At 27.5% G+C, this 16596-nt stretch carries 15 protein-coding genes; 12 read left to right on the top strand and 3 right to left on the bottom strand.

Features of this window, described 5'->3' with window-relative positions:
- Nucleotides 1–169 precede the first annotated feature (169 nt).
- The 5 genes from Q0V24_RS15260 to Q0V24_RS15280 all read left to right on the top strand — a co-directional run bounded on the left by Q0V24_RS15260 (nt 170) and on the right by Q0V24_RS15280 (nt 6122).
- Entirely contained in the window at nt 170–643 is a 474-nt protein-coding gene (locus tag Q0V24_RS15260) for an SPOCS domain-containing protein (RefSeq protein WP_297522730.1), read from the top strand.
- A gap of 15 nt (nt 644–658) precedes the next feature.
- Nucleotides 659–1144, top strand: a complete 486-nt coding sequence (locus Q0V24_RS15265; RefSeq protein WP_297522731.1) for a hypothetical protein — start codon at nt 659–661, stop codon at nt 1142–1144.
- Nucleotides 1145–1356: 212 nt separating this feature from the next.
- On the top strand, nt 1357–3528 hold the full coding sequence (locus tag Q0V24_RS15270) for a hypothetical protein (RefSeq protein WP_297522733.1): 2172 nt from the start codon (nt 1357–1359) through the stop codon (nt 3526–3528).
- A 364-nt stretch (nt 3529–3892) separates the two neighbouring features.
- The gene (locus tag Q0V24_RS15275; protein ID WP_297522734.1) at nt 3893–4603 is read left to right on the top strand and encodes an ABC transporter ATP-binding protein; all 711 of its coding nucleotides are present in this window, start codon (nt 3893–3895) and stop codon (nt 4601–4603) included.
- Nucleotides 4596–6122 (top strand): hypothetical protein, encoded by a 1527-nt coding sequence (locus Q0V24_RS15280; RefSeq protein ID WP_297522736.1) that lies wholly within the window; start codon nt 4596–4598, stop codon nt 6120–6122. Before Q0V24_RS15275 ends, Q0V24_RS15280 begins: the two co-directional genes overlap by 8 nt.
- A gap of 57 nt (nt 6123–6179) precedes the next feature.
- Here Q0V24_RS15280 and Q0V24_RS15285 read toward each other — a convergent pair whose 3' ends face one another.
- Nucleotides 6180–6461: a hypothetical protein gene (locus Q0V24_RS15285; RefSeq protein WP_297522738.1), complete on the bottom strand. Its 282-nt coding sequence runs from the start codon at nt 6459–6461 to the stop codon at nt 6180–6182.
- Between the two features lie 204 nt (nt 6462–6665).
- On the opposite strand from Q0V24_RS15285, the gene Q0V24_RS15290 reads away from it, so the two are divergent.
- Nucleotides 6666–7496 carry a CPBP family intramembrane glutamic endopeptidase gene (locus tag Q0V24_RS15290; protein WP_297522740.1) on the top strand — a complete coding sequence of 277 codons (831 nt, stop codon included), beginning with the start codon at nt 6666–6668 and terminating at the stop codon, nt 7494–7496.
- A 50-nt stretch (nt 7497–7546) separates the two neighbouring features.
- On the opposite strand, the gene Q0V24_RS15295 is transcribed toward Q0V24_RS15290, so the two are convergent.
- Nucleotides 7547–9202, bottom strand: coding sequence for a thiamine pyrophosphate-binding protein (locus Q0V24_RS15295; protein ID WP_297522741.1), 1656 nt, complete (start codon nt 9200–9202; stop codon nt 7547–7549).
- Between the two features lie 383 nt (nt 9203–9585).
- Here Q0V24_RS15295 and Q0V24_RS15300 point away from each other — a divergent pair, with 383 nt between their 5' ends.
- The gene (locus Q0V24_RS15300; RefSeq protein ID WP_297522743.1) at nt 9586–10551 is read left to right on the top strand and encodes an exonuclease domain-containing protein; all 966 of its coding nucleotides are present in this window, start codon (nt 9586–9588) and stop codon (nt 10549–10551) included.
- A gap of 67 nt (nt 10552–10618) precedes the next feature.
- On the opposite strand, the gene Q0V24_RS15305 is transcribed toward Q0V24_RS15300, so the two are convergent.
- On the bottom strand, nt 10619–12055 hold the full coding sequence (locus Q0V24_RS15305) for an MFS transporter (RefSeq protein ID WP_297522744.1): 1437 nt from the start codon (nt 12053–12055) through the stop codon (nt 10619–10621).
- Between the two features lie 338 nt (nt 12056–12393).
- Here Q0V24_RS15305 and Q0V24_RS15310 point away from each other — a divergent pair, with 338 nt between their 5' ends.
- The 5 genes from Q0V24_RS15310 to Q0V24_RS15330 all read left to right on the top strand — a co-directional run.
- Nucleotides 12394–12768 carry a hypothetical protein gene (locus Q0V24_RS15310; protein ID WP_297522746.1) on the top strand — a complete coding sequence of 125 codons (375 nt, stop codon included), beginning with the start codon at nt 12394–12396 and terminating at the stop codon, nt 12766–12768.
- A 181-nt stretch (nt 12769–12949) separates the two neighbouring features.
- Complete coding sequence (locus tag Q0V24_RS15315) at nt 12950–13423, top strand: DUF3794 domain-containing protein (RefSeq protein ID WP_297522748.1); 474 nt, start codon at nt 12950–12952, stop codon at nt 13421–13423.
- Nucleotides 13424–13433: 10 nt separating this feature from the next.
- Nucleotides 13434–13916 (top strand): hypothetical protein, encoded by a 483-nt coding sequence (locus Q0V24_RS15320; RefSeq protein WP_297522750.1) that lies wholly within the window; start codon nt 13434–13436, stop codon nt 13914–13916.
- A gap of 77 nt (nt 13917–13993) precedes the next feature.
- Nucleotides 13994–15202, top strand: coding sequence for an SPOCS domain-containing protein (locus tag Q0V24_RS15325; protein WP_297522752.1), 1209 nt, complete (start codon nt 13994–13996; stop codon nt 15200–15202).
- A 185-nt stretch (nt 15203–15387) separates the two neighbouring features.
- Nucleotides 15388–16596: [Fe-Fe] hydrogenase large subunit C-terminal domain-containing protein (locus tag Q0V24_RS15330; protein ID WP_297522754.1), on the top strand; the 1209-nt coding region annotated here is incomplete at its 3' end.

Consider the following 16596-nt stretch of genomic DNA (forward strand, 5'->3'; position numbering starts at 1 on the left):
TTAATCGAAAAACAAAAAAAAGGACATCGACATTGTAGTTTGTCGACGTCCTGAAGCTAGAGAAATATTTCTCTAGCTTTTTTTTATTATTTTTTATAGTAACTTTAATAGGAAGTTAAACATACTATAAAGAATACTATGATAAGGTGAAAAGAAGTAGGAGGCATAAATGGGTAAGATTTTTAGGGATTTAATAGAGTATAATAATATAAATGAGCATTGTGTTAGAGATATTGAAAACTTTAGACAAGCAAATTTAGATTATGTTTTTTGTATACCGGTTCAAAAACCTGATATTGAGCAAGTAGTAAAAGTTTGGGCAGAACCATGTGTGAAGTGTGAAAAATTAGTTAAGACGCCTGTTGGGATATCTTTAGAGGGACAAACAGTAACAGGGTACAAATATTTAATAGAAGGAAGCATAGCATTCAAGGTTGAGTATGTAGCACTTGAGACAACACAGTCATTGCATACAGCACATACAGAGATACCATTTTGTTCATATGTTGTAATGCCAGAAAAATTCAATCCTAATTCATTAATTACACCAACTATTATAATTGAGGATATTAATTCAACTCAAATGGATTGTAGAGCAATATATAATAATATTACATTTATGACAATAGTTGATGTGTGTTAGGAAGGGGAGATTTAGGTGTATTGCAAAACAAACTCATGTATTCAAGGAACATTACCAAAGACGGCAATGTACTTTAAAGAAGAAATTGTAGATGATATTCTAATTATTCCATGTCAAAAGCCTAATATTGAAAGAATTTTGGATTTAGTAGCATGGGCAAGTATAGAAACTTATAAGTTGATAGATACAGAAATTGGGAATTCTCAAGAAGGCCAAAGATTAACAGGAAAAAAACTTGTAGTTGAGGTGATTCTTAAAGAAAAAGTGACTTATGTAGCAGATGAGCCTACACAATCAGGGCATGCAGCACATTATGAAAAATTGAAGAGTATATTTGTAATATTACCAGAAAAGGTTGGAGAAAATTATACTTGTGATTTAGTTAGAGCTAATAGAATAAGTGTAACACCATATGTAGAAGATTTATGTTACAGACAGATAAGTGGAAGAGAGATTCATAGATGTCTTATGCTTTTTGTAGATGTAAAAATGTGCAGATAGAGATTTTAAACTAAACATATAAATTAGGTAAGGATTTTTTTAGGCTGAGAAATGTAAAATTTCAAAACTTAAGAAGTCCTTATTTTTTTTGATATATTTATAATAATTAGTTAAATGAGTTTAAATAAGTTATATTTGTATAAATATAGAAGAAGTTTTATAATAGAACTTATATAGTTACATTTAGGTTTTTAAAATGGGGGAGAAGTATTTTGGATATAAAGAAAAAAGAAACAAGAATAATAGATTTAAATATTTTATTAAAAGAACTTTTAGAAATTTCAAGTTCTAGAAAGAATAAAAAGGAGTTTAAAAATCTAAATTCTGTAATCGATTTAGTGAAAAAAACATTTATAAAAGAAAAAGAAATTAGAGAAAAAATTTATACGTATATAGATTTTATAAATATATTAAACATTGAGCTAGATGGTGAAGAGAAGAAAGAGTTAGAATATAAATTTTTAAGAAAATCAGAAGATAAAAAAGAATTAATGGCAAGTGCTAAAGATGATGAGTATATGGTTATATACTATCTGAAAAAGACACTTATATTATTTGTTTATGAAAAATTTAAAAAATTGATGCTAAAAAAGTTAGATTTAAATATAGTTTTAGAAGAGTTAAAAGCTGAATTTGATACTGATATTAAACAAGCGCTATTTGTAAGTCTTTTGATATATAGTGAGTTTCATAATATTGAAGATGTAAATTACTTAAAGGTAGTAGATGATTTATATATTGAACTATTAGAGGTAAGGACAACTAATAGAATAGAAGAATCTAAGAAAGAATTAGAAAAAACAAATGTAAAAATTAAAAATTTGATTAGTGATTTAGAGGATGAGAGAGAAGCAAAAAGGGAGGCTAATAATAAATTAAAAGAACTAAAAAAGAAATTTAATAGTATGGGGGACGATAATAAAAATCTTATGAGGGCATTAACGGGTCTTGAGAATAAGATAAAAGAGCCTGTTAAGTTTGATAAATCTATTAAAAATGAAATTCAAGAGATGCTGATAAAGGAAAGAGATTTTACACTTCAAAAATCATTTGAGATAACACTTGGAAGCATAAATAGAAAATTTGTAGCGGAGCAGGTTAAAAGTGATAAATTAAATCAGAGAATTTTAGTATTAGAGGAAGAAATAATAGAATTAAAAAAATATATTGATGGGATAAAAGATGGAGAAATTAGCGTTAGTTTAGCTGAGGATGAAGAGGTAATTATTTTAGAAGATGAAATTAAAAAGGATGCAAAAGCTAACTTGAGATTTTTTGCAAAAGTTATTATAGAGGATAATAGGTATTATTTAAGGTTCAATGGAAGCGAATGTGAGTTTATTGAGCCTAATGAAAACAAATATTATGTACAGGGTGAAATTGTAATAATAAATGGTAATAAAAAAATAGTACAAGTTACTCAGTGTTACGATGATAAGGAAATTTTAAATCTAAAATATGGTGAGGTTAAAAAAGATTTTGAAGGTATTTATATAGTAGATGCTTATGGAAAGAAGTTATTTGATGCAAATGATAATGAAAATTTAACAATAGGAAGCATAGTTGCATATAACTCAGAGTTTGATATAAAAGTAGTCTTTAAAAGAGTTAAGGATAATATAGATTTATATAGAGAATGTATAGAAGCTAAAAAACATAAACCATATATTATTACAGGAATTATATCTAATAATTTGCTTGTTAGAAATGCACTTAATAATAAAGAAGAAGTTATTGATAAAGAAGAAATTGAGGCATTAAACAATGAGATTTTAAGTATAGGGGAACTAATAATTTTAAATAAAGAAAATAAATTTATAGGAATAATAGATAATCCGTTCTATTATACTTATTCAAAAAACTATGAAAAAAAGGAAAATATAGTTATTAAATATGTTGGAAGTGAAGCTTATGCGGATAAACTTAATGGAGAAAGAATAAAGCTTGGGTATTATAATAAGGATAATATTGATGAGGGTGCAGTATGTGTTATAGATGAATTTAATAATGTATTATATGAAGTTGAAAATACTTTAGAGGCAAGAAGAGTTTTTAAAGAGTCGAAGGTTAATAATTCAACTGGAATAAATGAAAATATAGAGATTATAGATGAGGTTGCAATAGTTGGTAGAACTAATTATAAAGAAACTTATAAACTTGCTTTTCTTAAAAATGGAGTGAGTGTTAAATTTGTAGATGGAAATGATAATTATGGAAGAGTACAGCAGGTTCTAAAAGGTGTTGATAAAATTATTGTATGCACGGGTGGTATTTCTCATGGAAATATGTGGAGTATTAAGGAACACTATAGAACGCAAAATATTCGATATGCAGATGCAGATGGAGCTAATAGATTATATGAAGAATATTTAAAAATGTCCTAAAAATGGTTTTTTAGTTTTAAAATCCCATTAGAGGGTGTTGGAGGTAATTGACGAAAAGCTATTGTAATAAAGGCTAGAAAAAGATATTATAGATATTGTATTGATAAGATGAGAGCGAGAAATCGAACTCTAGTTAATAGTATTGTGTTGTATACACACTCACAATGTTTAACTTTATGTATATTATTTTTTAAAGAGTAGGCAGATATAAATCTGTCTACTTTTTTTGCGTAAATACATATTAGAAACTTAAGATTTAATTAAGATTTACTTTATTTGGATTTAATATTTGTACTATATAGTATTAATTAAGACATACAATTATTTTGAGTACAAAATATAAGAGAGTAGGGAGATGTTAATAATGATAGAAATTAAAAATTTCACTAAAAAATTTGGAAATAAAGTTGCGGTTAATAATTTAGAACTTGAAATTAAAGATGGTGAATTATTTTCTTTTATAGGACATAATGGTGCAGGCAAAACAACAACTATAAAAGCTATGGTTGGTATTAATAGTATAGAGGTGGGTGATATAAAGATAAATGGAGTTTCAATAAAAGAGAATCCACTTGAGGCTAAAAAAAAATTTGCATATATACCTGATAATCCAGATATTTATGAAGGGCTTACAGGGAGCCAATATTTAAACTTTATAGCAGATATGTTTGAGGTTAAAAGTGAGGATAGAAATAAAATAATTAGAGAATATGCACAAATTTTTGAGATAGATAAAGATTTAAATAGTTTAATATCATCTTATTCGCATGGTATGAAACAAAAGCTTGTTATTATTTCAGCACTTGTTCATAGCCCAGAAGTTTTAATACTAGATGAACCTTTTGTAGGACTTGACCCTATGGCAGCATTAAAGGTTAAGAATATTTTAAGAGATTTTTGTGATAGGGGTGGAATAGTATTTTTAACAAGCCACGTTTTAGAAGTTGTAGAAAAGATAAGTGATAGAGTAGCTATTATAAAAGATGGAGAAATTAAAGCACTTGGAACAGTTAAGGAAATTGCAGGAGATAATTCACTAGAACACTTATTTATGGAGTTGAATGATAATGAATAAATTAGTATCTTTAATTAAATATTCAATGAAAAATTCATTTGGTCAAACAGAGAATAAAAATAAAAAGAAATTTTTAGGATTATATATATTCACAGGTATTATATTAGAAATGTCATTATTTTTTATATTTATGTCTATGCCAGAACAACTTAAATCATTTGGGATTCCAAGTGAATTTATATTTATAGGTGCTTTTATGATGATTATAGGGACTATATTCTCAACTGATATAGTTGGGGCACCAGGAAGTATTTTTAATGTGAAAGACTTTCAACTTCTAGCATCACTACCTATAAGTAGTGGAGTTGTAATACTTTCAAAAGTTGCAAGAATGTTAATGTTTAATTATCTTTTTGTTTTAGCTATTAGTATACCGGTAATTATATCTTATTTTATAGCAACTGGTTTTAATGGAACTTTATTTATTATGCTTATTATAACAATGATATTTATGCCTCTTATTCCAATGAGTATTGCAATTTTTGTAGGCTATATATTTTATAAAATCTCTTCAAAATTTAAGTTTAAAGAGATAGCTATAACTATTATTTATTTAGTTGGACTATTAATATTTATGTGTATTATATATACAGCACAGTACTGGCTTCCAAGTATTTTAGAAAATGCGCAGTATATTGTAGAGATTATAACAAAAATGTATTTACCAATAGAATTTTATATGGGAATAGTTTTAGAATCTTCATGGTTAGACTTATTATACTTTTGTGGACTATCAATAATTATTTTTGGAGTATTTATGATGGTTGTAAGAAATACATTCTCACAGATGAATAGTAAGTTTATAGTTTTTGGAAAATCAAGTGAGACAAGAATTAAAGATGGAGTAATTCAGTCAAAGATTAAATCATTACTTAAAACAGAGCTTTTAAAATATTTTTCAAAGGGAGTAGTAGTTCTTAACACAATGACAGGTGGAGTAATTTATGTAGTATTTGTTGTTCTAGGAGGAATTGGAGTATTGCCACTTGAAGTAAACATGATTATTGTGATGAGTTCTTGTATGTTTGCAATCTCACCAACAACAGCTACAACAATATCGCTTGAAGGTAAAGCATTTAATATGAAAAAATCATTGCCTATAAAATCTATGGATATTATAAAATCAAAAGTATTATTAAATATTGTGGTAAATATGCCCCTAGCAATACTTGGTACTATATTAGATATTATAATTGGTGGTGATTTATTAAAATCAGTAACAATGCTTGCTGGGATTTTAGCAGCACTTAGTTTTGGGTCAATATTTGGAATTTTAGTTAATATGAAATTTTATAGTTTTAATTGGGTTTCAGAAACAGAAGTTGTTAAAAGAAGTAAGAGCACAATGATAACAACTATACCAAATTTAATTATATTATTTGTTGGAATGGGGACTAAACTTCCAGGAATAGATATAGGACTTATAATTACAGTGATTTATGCAGTTGCAGCAATTGTAAGTGGTATTATATTACTCAAAAATGGAGAAAAATTATATGATAGAATTGGTGAGAATTAAAAAATATTAAAAAGTAAGCTGTAATTAATCTTTATGACTAATTACAGCTGTTTTTATTTAAAGATTTTTACTTACTTCATATAAAACACTATTACAGCAATGACATTCTATAGATAATGTCTGTGTTGTATCATCAAGAGTTTCTGCTATATCAAAGAAAGGGATACCTTTTTGCACTGAGCATTTTAAATGATTTGATGCATCAATATCTTTGATTATACTTTCTTTTGTTAAATTCTTTTTTTGAACTTGTTCTTTGAATTCTTCATTTAAAACTTCTAAGTAGTCGTCTACTATATCAGAAATTTTATCTTCTAGGTAAAATAGTTGTTCACTCATTATAAATTCCTCCTATCTGTAAAGGGGTATATTTTCTATATATAAATTTTAACAATAAGAAGAGGGTTATACATTACAAAAAAGTTCCAAGTACTAATGTGAATTTTAAATGCAGTTACATAAAAATGAGACTAAATAAATCAAATTTGTTGTATAATATAATTTGAAACTACAAATTAATTAACAAAAGAAAAGGTGAATTAAATGAAAATTATAAAAAAAATTATAAGTATTCTTTTAGTTGTAGTAGGGACACCATATTTAATCTATAAGTGTCTTATATTTGCAAATAGGTTTATATTTAATGTTTATTGCTATATACACGGAGAAAGTGTTTATACATTAACACAAAGCCAGATAGATAATATAATGCAACAAAGAATTTATCTAGGGAGTGTATTAGGGGAGTTTATTGCAATAGTTATCTTAGGGATAATTTTCTTTTTTACAAAGAAGAGTTTATATAAAAGATGTAATTTTAAAAAGATGAAACCAAAAAAATTAGGAGTTATAGGACTTATAATGATAGGATTTAACTTTTTAGCATTAACTTTTATATATTATGCACAGCATTTTACAACAAGTTATCAAAGTAGTGAGGCAGCAATGCATAGTTCTTGGTTTTCCCCATATGAACTTATAGGAACTATAATACTTGTACCGATTTTTGAAGAAATATTATTTAGAGGAGCAGTATTTAGTGTTTTAAAAAATAATATAAATATATATGTAGCTATACTTTTGCAAGGAGTAGTATTTGCATATATGCATTCAATGGGTGGTGGTATAATTCAGGCAAGTTATACATTTGTTTTAGGTCTTTTATTATTATTTGCATCTTATTATGCTAATAGTATGTTTGGAGATATTTTTGGGCATATTATATTTAATTTATTTGGACTTATAATAATTCCTATTCTACAAGCTATATATTTTAATACTATTTTATATATTGGAGTAGGACTTATCTTTATAATTCTAGGTATTATCTTATATAAAAGAGATATGAAAGGTGAAAAACTTAAAATACAATAAATACATACAAAAAAACCAGAGAATTTAATCTCTGGTTTTTTGTGTGTATATTAATAAGCATTTTGCTTTTTGAAAGCGTGCTCTGCAACATCTACTAAGAATTTAGGTGCATCATCCATATCCATGATAACCTCAACTATAGCAAGTTGTTCTTTGTTTGAGTTGATAGTAGCCATTGCTGCTGCTAACTCTTTTTCTGTTTTAACTTTAAAGCTTAAAGTTTTTCTGTTTTTAAGACCAAATACATTACCAAGTTCACTATAATCCCACATATTTATATCGTTATATTTTCTTCTTGGTCCGTGTATAACTCTTTCTATTGTATATCCATCATTATTTATAACAAATAATACAGGACTAATATCTTCTTTTAACATTGTTGAAATTTCTTGTGCAGTTAATTGTAATGAACCATCACCAATAACTAAGATATTTCTTCTAGATCTATCAGCCATTTGAGTACCAAGAATAGCTGGAAGAGCATATCCTATTGAACCCCATAAAGCTTGCCCTACAAATGAAGTACCTTTAGGCATATCTAATGTAGCAGCACCATAGAATGAAGTTCCTGTTTCAGCAACTAGTACATCATTGTTTGACATAAAGTTTTCTATTTGTTTAAAGAATCTATTTTGTACTAAGTTAGTATCTAAAGCAACAAAATCTTCGGCTTTTTCTTTTACTACTTTTACTGAATTATGGAATGAAAGTTTAGCACTTTCTATAGCTTCTATTGCATCTTTCATTCTGATATTTTTAAATTTCTTTCCGTTTACAAGAGCACAGTTAGCTAAAATCTCTATTTTTCTTATTTGAGGTTTGATATAACTAAATCCAGCTGTTGTACAGTCTGTAAGTTTAACACCAACATAAATTCCAAGGTCACTAGCATTTATAGCATCTTTAACTAAATCTGAGCTAAGTTTACCTGCATAGTATCCAGCAAAGTACTCATTAGTTTCATCAATAGCTGTTTTACCAAGACATAATGTACCAGCTGGGATTTTGATTTTATTGACAAAGTTTGAAATTTGATCTTCAAGACCTTCTCTAATAACTTCATAATCAGCAAGTAAGAATTGTCCTTTTGAAGTTTTAACTTCTTCTTTAACAGCAGCTACAAATTGAGCTAAAGTAGTTTCATTTGATTTAACTTCTAAATCAATTTTACCAGGAGTAACTTCGATTTCTTTCTCAGCAACATCAACTGGAAGGCCTATATATACTGGTTTCTTGTAAACATAACAATCTTTTAAAACTCTATCTATTTCAGTTTTTGCATTCATTTCTGTAAGAATAGTTTGAGAAACTGTTATTTCTTCGAACATTTTTGCAAATCTATTAAATTCACCATCACCAAGAGTGTGATGTACGAACAATCTGTTTTCTTGAACCTCTGTAGTAGGCATTCCTGTAATTTTAACAACAGGGACACTCTCAGCAAATGAACCAGCGATACCATTTACAGCACTAAGTTCACCAACACCAAAAGTAGTTACCATTGCAGCAAATCCTTTAATTCTAGCATATCCATCAGCTGCATAAGCAGCGTTTAATTCATTGCAGTTACCAACCCAGTCAATTCCCTGAGCATCATCAATATGATCAAGGAACCCAAGATTGTAATCACCAGGAACTCCATAAATACTGTCTACATTAAGTTCTTTTAGTTTTTCTATTAAATAATCACCAATTTTAATTTTCATAAAATAAGCCTCCTTAAATTTTGATTAATGGTTGATAGCATATATCACCTGACATGATTATAGCATAGTTATAAATTGGGAGTTTTATCCTAAAAATACCATAAATAAAGATGATAAGGTTTTTTTTTATTAAAATTATAAGTATTTTTCAAATTTTTAATTCGGAAAAGTGTTTTTTTTACTTTTTCCATTAAAAGTTATATTATTTTTGAAAAATATAATTAAAAGTAAATCTAAAAAATATAATTTAGTAAGAATTTAAATAATATAATAATATAATACTGGATTAAAATTAAACTAAAAAGTGTTATAATGGTAAAAAGATATTTTAGAAGTTGAAAAATTAAACTAATAATTGAAATAAGAAAAAGGATGGGTTAAAATTGAAATTTATTTTCTTAGATTTAGAATTCAATCAAAAAATAGGTTGGATTGTTGATATAACAAGGGGACAAGATATCATTCAAATAGCATACACAACAACTAATATAGATTTTAAAAATGAAAAACCTAAAAATTTTTATATAAAGTGTGACTATTTAGAGATAAATGAGAAAGTTAAAAAATTAACAGGGATAACATTTGATAATATTAAAAAAGGTACAAGCTTTGTTAGGGCGGCAAAAGAATTTTTAAGTGCTATAGATATAGAGAAGCCAGAAGAAACATATCTATTGACATGGGGAGATTCAGACCTTAAAATACTTAAAAGAAATTTATATAAGCATAAAATAAATTCTAAGTTATTAGATAAGGTTAATGTTTTAGACGTACAAAAAATTTATATGGTAAAAAATAATCTAAGAGAACATCCTGCATTAGTTAAAATATTTGAAAAAGAATGTATGCAGGAGTTTAATTTAATAGAAGATAATCATCATAATGCATTTTATGATGTTAAGGCACTTATAGAAATTTCAAAAAAATTAGGGGTAGAGTATATATTAGGTCACGCAGATAATGCAGTAGTAGATAATATACCATTAAAAGAATCTATGATAGATAGGTCTATAAAAATAAAGCTAAGTAATGAAAAATTCAGAAAATATTATACTAATAAATTTAATTGCAAGTTTTGTGGGAAATTCACAAAACTTGTGTTTAATGATTATATTTGTCTTGATATAATTAGTGACCGCAGATATCATTCACAGATAAGATACTGCAAATTTTGTGAGAGAGTATTTATTAAAAGAGATAGTATAACAACAAAGCATAAAGTTATAAGTGCTAGAATTATTGAAGTTCCAAGAGATATGCAAGCAGATAGGCTTATAAAAAGAAATATACTAAATTATAAATCAGGTGAGATAAAATTAAATGATTTCTTAAGTAAATATGTAAAATAAAAGGCATGTACAACTATTTATGTTGCACATGCCTTTTGTGTTGATAATCTATTTAAAACTATTTAAATTACTTTGCCTCTTGAAGTTTTTTATTGTTAGTAAGCATTATACTAAGAACAACGAAAGCTCCTATGATACATAAAACTGCCGCAATAATAAATACTATATTCATTGAACTTACAAATATACTAGGATGTCCTGGGACAAATCCTGTAACTGTAAAGCCAAGTTTATTACTCATAAGTTTATAAAGTAGTGATGTTCCAAATGTTATACCTATAATCATACCAAGATTTCTAACAAGTGCATTAAGACTTCCTGCAACTCCAAGCTTAGTTTTGTCTACTGCAGACATAACTATTGAGTTCATAGGAGATTGGAATAATCCAGAACCAGCACCCATTATAAGTAGATATATAATTATAAGATATAAAGGTGTTGTAGCACTTATAGTTGCCATTAAAGCAAAACCAATAGCAGATACTATAAAGCCGATAAGTGGAAGAATTTCTTTTCTGATTTTATCAGATAAGCTACCACTAAGTGGGCCTGTAATAGTTAGAGCGATAGGGAATACTATCATTAAAAATCCACTATATATAGGAGATATTCCTCTTACTGATTCATAATAGAATGGTAAAAGTATTGAATATGAACTAATAGTAGTAAAAGCAATTAATGATGATAATATACCTTTTGAAAATTGATGGTTTTTTAAAATACTAAAATCAAGAAGAGGTGATGCAAGTTTCTTTTGAGAAATTATAAATAATATAAAAGCTACAAAAGCAATTGCAAATCCTATAAGAACTTTAGTATCTGTAAATCCATAAATACTTCCTTCTGTAATAGAAATAATAAGTGGAACTATTGTAAGTATAAATAATATAGTTCCGATAAAATCAAGTTTAGAACCCTCTTTAACTGGAACATGTATATTTGGTAATAATTTAAATGAAAGTATTGAAGCTATTATACCAATTGGAATATTTATAAGGAAGATATATTCCCATTTAAAATCTGATATAATACCACCAACAGCAGGACCTACCATAGTTCCAAGAGCAACTAAAAGACCAATAACCCCAAGGGCTTTACCTCGCTCATTACCAGGAAAAACTGAAGTTACAATACCTTGACTATTTGCCATTGTACAAGCAGCACCAAGACCTTGAACAGCTCTTGATATAATAAGCATTGTAATACTATTTGAAATTCCACAAAGAAGTGATCCAATTGTGAAAATTATAATACCAACTCTAAAAACATTAGTTTTACCTTTTAAATCTCCTAGTCTACCAAAAGTAAGTAAAAGACCAGAAATGACTATTAAATATGTTGTTACTGTCCATTGAACTGTTGACATTGAAACTGATAAATCTTTTGAAATAACAGGAAGTGCCACGTTTACTATACTAGCATCAAGTGTACTCATAAAAGTAACTATCCCAACACTAAATAGAATGAACCAACGTTTATTATATATTTCTTCTTTAGTTAACATATAAATCCCCTTTTTAATTTTTTTGATATTTAGTTACATTTTGCAACTAAATTAATTATAATACAAATAGTTACGATTTGCAACTAAAAATTAAAATTAAAATGAAAAGATAGAAAATATACTTACATATTAAAATTTTTTTTATTTTAAGAGGGAAGAATTTTTTACTTATATATCTAAATACCTTAAATTTTATAGTACAGAAATATTTAGCTACATGTAGTTTAAAGAATAAGTTATCATAAATTTTAGATATGGAGATTTTATAACAAGATTTAGTTTAAACTATAGTTATATAAATAGGGAGGGGGGATTTAAATGTAACAACTATAAATAATATGGCAGGGATAGGAGAGACTTCAGTTAATGGGACTATATTCTACCTAGCAACAGAAGGTGCAGCACCGAATGGGAAATTAGAAAATTTAACACAAAGAATAAAACCAATTTCTATATTTAAAGGTGTAGAAGGCTATAAATTCTCAATGAAGCTTGTTGATTCAAAAGTAAATTGTTGCTTCTATGTTTCAAAAGATGGAATAGTATATACATGGGATAATATATTAGAAGGATTTAAAAATGGAACATTAACAGCGGATGTAAGTAAAGGCTTAGAGAGAACTAATGCTAATGATTTAAATAAATTTGTTAGTGAGTTTGGACCAGATTCTGGACAAAGCACATATTATAGATGGAGCGGGAAAACTGTTTAGATAAAATCGAATATCAAATTAAAGATATATTAATTTAGGAGAAATCTTAAATTAATATATCTTTTTTTGTTGAAAAAAATTAGAGATTTAAACATATATATTAAGTAAAGGAAAGAGTATCAAAAAGCATAAGAGTTACATAATATATCTAGAAACAAAATAAAAGTTTAGGAGGGCATAAATGGCAAAAATATTTAGAGATTTAATTGAGTATAACAATATAAATGAATATTGTTTAAAAAATATAGAAAATTTCAAGCAAACAAATTTAGATTATATGTTTTGCATTCCAACACAAAAGCCAGACATAGAACAAGTTGTAAAAGTATGGGCATTGCCTTGTATACAATGTGAGAAAATAGTGAAAACCCCTATAGGAGTATCTTTAGAAGGACAAAGAGTTACAGGGTATAAATATTTAATAGAGGGGTATATAACTTTAAAAGTTGAATATGTAGCACTAGAAACAACTCAATCACTTCATACAGCACATACAGATATTCCTTTCTGTTCATATGTTGTAATGCCAAAGGGATTTAATAAAAATTCATTTATAACACCAAGTATAGTAATTGAAGATATTAATTCAACACAAATGGATGATAGATGTATTTATAACAATATAACATTTATGACTGTTGTTGATTTATGTTAGGAGGAAACTTATGTATTGTAAAGTAAACTCATGTATACAAAGTATATTACCAGAAAAAGCACATTACTTTAAAGAAGAATTATTAGATGATGTGCTTGTAGTACCATCACAAAAACCAGATATGGAAAGAATACTAGATATAGTTGCTTGGGCAGAAGTAGAAGACTATAAATTAATAGAAACAGAAGCCGGTTATTCACATGAAGGTCAAAGACTAACAGGTAAAAAATTAGTAACTGAAATAAAGATAAAAGAGAAATTAACTTATGTTGCTGACGTGCCAGAACAAAGTGGACATGCAGCACACTACGAGAAATTAAAGAGTATATTTGTGATACTTCCAGAAATGGTGGGTGATAAATATACTTGTCACCTTATAAGGGCAAATAGAATAAGTATAATACCTTATGTTGAAGATATATGTTATAGACAGCTAAATGAAAGAGAAATTCACAGATGTCTAATGTTATTTGTAGATGTAAAGATTTGTTAAGGTAATTAATTATAGTTTTATAAATTTAATTAGTAGGACACATATAATTTAAATAGAGAAAAAAAGGTGGTGAAAAAATGATAAATCCAAGACTTACAATAGTTAAGGGGACAAAGCAATTAGCAGCTATTATTGGTGAGACTGTTGATTATGAAATTATTATAACTAATGATGGAAATGTAGATGTTTTTGATGTTAAAATATCAGATTTATTAGATGAAAATCTTGAATTTATTTTTGATAGTGTAAAAATAAATGGAAAAGTTAAAAAGGATGAGAATATTAATGCTGGAATATTAATTCCTAGAATTAATATGGAAGAAAGTGCTAAAGTTGAGTTTAAGGCAAAGGTTTTAGGTAAGGAAGAGGGGATTATTTCTAATCAAGCATCAGCTATTTATAACTTTATGATGAATGGAGAAAAAAAGTTTGCGGATGATATAAGTAATTTAAATGAATTGCCTGTAAGTTTTGTTAATCTTGATATTAATAAATCATCAAATATAAATTTTGCAGTTCTAAATGATGTAATTGAATATACAATTAGACTTGAAAATAATGGTGAGGTTGATGCACAAAATATTATTGTAAAAGATAAACTTCCAAGATATGTAGTATTAATACCAGGAACATTTAAAGTTGGTGGTGTAATAGTTAATTCAGTAAACCTTGGCAAAGGTATTGTAATTGGTGATATTTCAGTTGGAGATACAGTTATAGTAACTTACAAAGTTAGGGTAATAGGAACTGCTTGTCAATCTAAACTTATAAATGAAGCTAGTGCAAAATTTATTTATGATTTAGATGGACTTGTAACAAGTGAGATGGTTGTTACAGGAGCGAATTTAGAAAATAGTATTGATATGGGAATTTCAACATTCAAACAATTAAGTGTTGAAGAAGAATTACAAATACCAATTGCAAAACCAAATATAGAAGCATTAAATGAAATGGTTGGAAAAATTGAAATAATGGGATGTCATTTAATTGAAACAGGAGAATTTATATCTCAAGAGGGTCAAAGAATTACAGGCTTTAAACTTGTTATAACAGGTATGTTAAATCTTAGTGTTAAATATACAGCTCTTGAGATCGAGCAAAGTGTCCATTCAGCATATTATAAACTTCCATTTAGCACATTTGTAGTAATGCCAGATAGGTATACTGTAGGTAGTAAAATAGATGTAGAAGGAATTATTGAGGATATTTACTATAAGCAGTATGATATAAGAGATTTCTTTACAAATACAACACTTCTTATAAATGTTAAAATTTTAGATTGTTAAGTAGAAAAATAAATTTAATATAAAATTAGAGATATACCAAATAGACAAAAGTTAAAGGTATGTCTTTTTTATAACTAAAATACAGGGGGTGTAATAGATATTATAGTAGCAATTTTAAAAAATAATATTTTTGATTTCTTTGGGAAAGATAAGTAGATATTATGTTATTTTAGGAGTTGAGGATTTTGAGTCAAGTAATAATTAATGGAAAGAAAATTAGTTTTGATGGTGAAAGAACTATCTTAGAGATTGCAAGGGAGAATGATATTTACATACCAGCACTTTGCTACTTTAAGGAGTGTAATCATAAAGGTATTTGTGGCTTATGTTTAGTTGAAATAGAAGGTAAAAAAGAAAGTTTCTTTAGATCATGTTCTACAAAAGTAGAAGATGGAATGATTATAAATTCAGAGAGTGAGTTTATAAAAAATGAAGTTAAAAATGAAATAACAAAACTTTTAAATAACCATGACTTTAAGTGTGGACAGTGTAAAAGGAAAGAAAATTGTGAGCTTTTAAAGCTAGTTTTAGAAACTAAGGCAAGAGTCACTGAAAAAAAAGATTTTTCAGATGAAGAACATTATTTTGATAAAAGAAGTACAGCTTTACATATAAATAGAGCAAAGTGTGTTAAGTGTGGTAGATGTGTTGCAAGTTGTAGTGAGAAAACTACTACTAAATCAATTTTATTTCATGAGAATGGAGAGGGAGAAAGATGTATTGGGGCTAGAGATTTAAAGTGTTTTGATGATACAGGATGTTTGCTTTGTGGACAGTGTTTAATATCTTGCCCTGTAGATGCACTTCAAGAAGCTTCACATATAGAAAGAGTTGAGGAGGCATTAAATGATCCGAATAAGCATGTGATTGTTGCTATTGCACCATCTGTAAGGTCAAGTCTTGGAGAAATGTTTGGTATGGGTTTTGGAGCTGATGTGACTAGGAAAACATATACTGCATTAAGAAAACTTGAGTTTGATAAAGTATATGATCTGAATTTTGCAGCAGATGTAACCATTGCAGAGGAAGCTGGAGAACTTATAGAAAGAGTTAGTAGTGGTGGAGTGTTACCAATGTTTACTTCATGTTGCCCAGGGTGGATTAGACTTATAGAATGGCATTTTCCAGAACTTATTCCAAATCTCTCAACTACAAGATCACCTATGGAGATTTTTGGTGCTGCAAGCAAATATTATTATCCTAAAATTTCAGGTGTTGATGCAAAGGATGTATTTACTGTTTGTGTGATGCCTTGTATTGCAAAAAAATATGAAATGGAAAGACCTGAAATGGAGACTTTTGGACATAAAAGTATAGATGCAGTTCTAACTACTAGAGAACTTGGATATATGCTAAAGCTGAGAAAAATAGATTTATCAAAGTTAGAAAATGGT

This window comes from uncultured Clostridium sp. (assembly GCF_947039605.1).
Lineage (GTDB): Bacteria > Bacillota > Clostridia > Clostridiales > Clostridiaceae > Sarcina.

Coding starts and splice junctions, on each gene's coding strand:
- Q0V24_RS15260 (WP_297522730.1), top strand. CDS start 170: ATGGGTAAGATTTTTAGGGATTTAATAGAGTATAATAATATAAATGAG.
- Q0V24_RS15275 (WP_297522734.1), top strand. CDS start 3,893: ATGATAGAAATTAAAAATTTCACTAAAAAATTTGGAAATAAAGTTGCG.
- Q0V24_RS15325 (WP_297522752.1), top strand. CDS start 13,994: ATGATAAATCCAAGACTTACAATAGTTAAGGGGACAAAGCAATTAGCA.
- Q0V24_RS15280 (WP_297522736.1), top strand. CDS start 4,596: ATGAATAAATTAGTATCTTTAATTAAATATTCAATGAAAAATTCATTT.
- Q0V24_RS15290 (WP_297522740.1), top strand. CDS start 6,666: ATGAAAATTATAAAAAAAATTATAAGTATTCTTTTAGTTGTAGTAGGG.
- Q0V24_RS15285 (WP_297522738.1), bottom strand. CDS start 6,461: ATGAGTGAACAACTATTTTACCTAGAAGATAAAATTTCTGATATAGTA.
- Q0V24_RS15315 (WP_297522748.1), top strand. CDS start 12,950: ATGGCAAAAATATTTAGAGATTTAATTGAGTATAACAATATAAATGAA.
- Q0V24_RS15310 (WP_297522746.1), top strand. CDS start 12,394: ATGGCAGGGATAGGAGAGACTTCAGTTAATGGGACTATATTCTACCTA.
- Q0V24_RS15295 (WP_297522741.1), bottom strand. CDS start 9,202: ATGAAAATTAAAATTGGTGATTATTTAATAGAAAAACTAAAAGAACTT.
- Q0V24_RS15320 (WP_297522750.1), top strand. CDS start 13,434: ATGTATTGTAAAGTAAACTCATGTATACAAAGTATATTACCAGAAAAA.
- Q0V24_RS15305 (WP_297522744.1), bottom strand. CDS start 12,055: ATGTTAACTAAAGAAGAAATATATAATAAACGTTGGTTCATTCTATTT.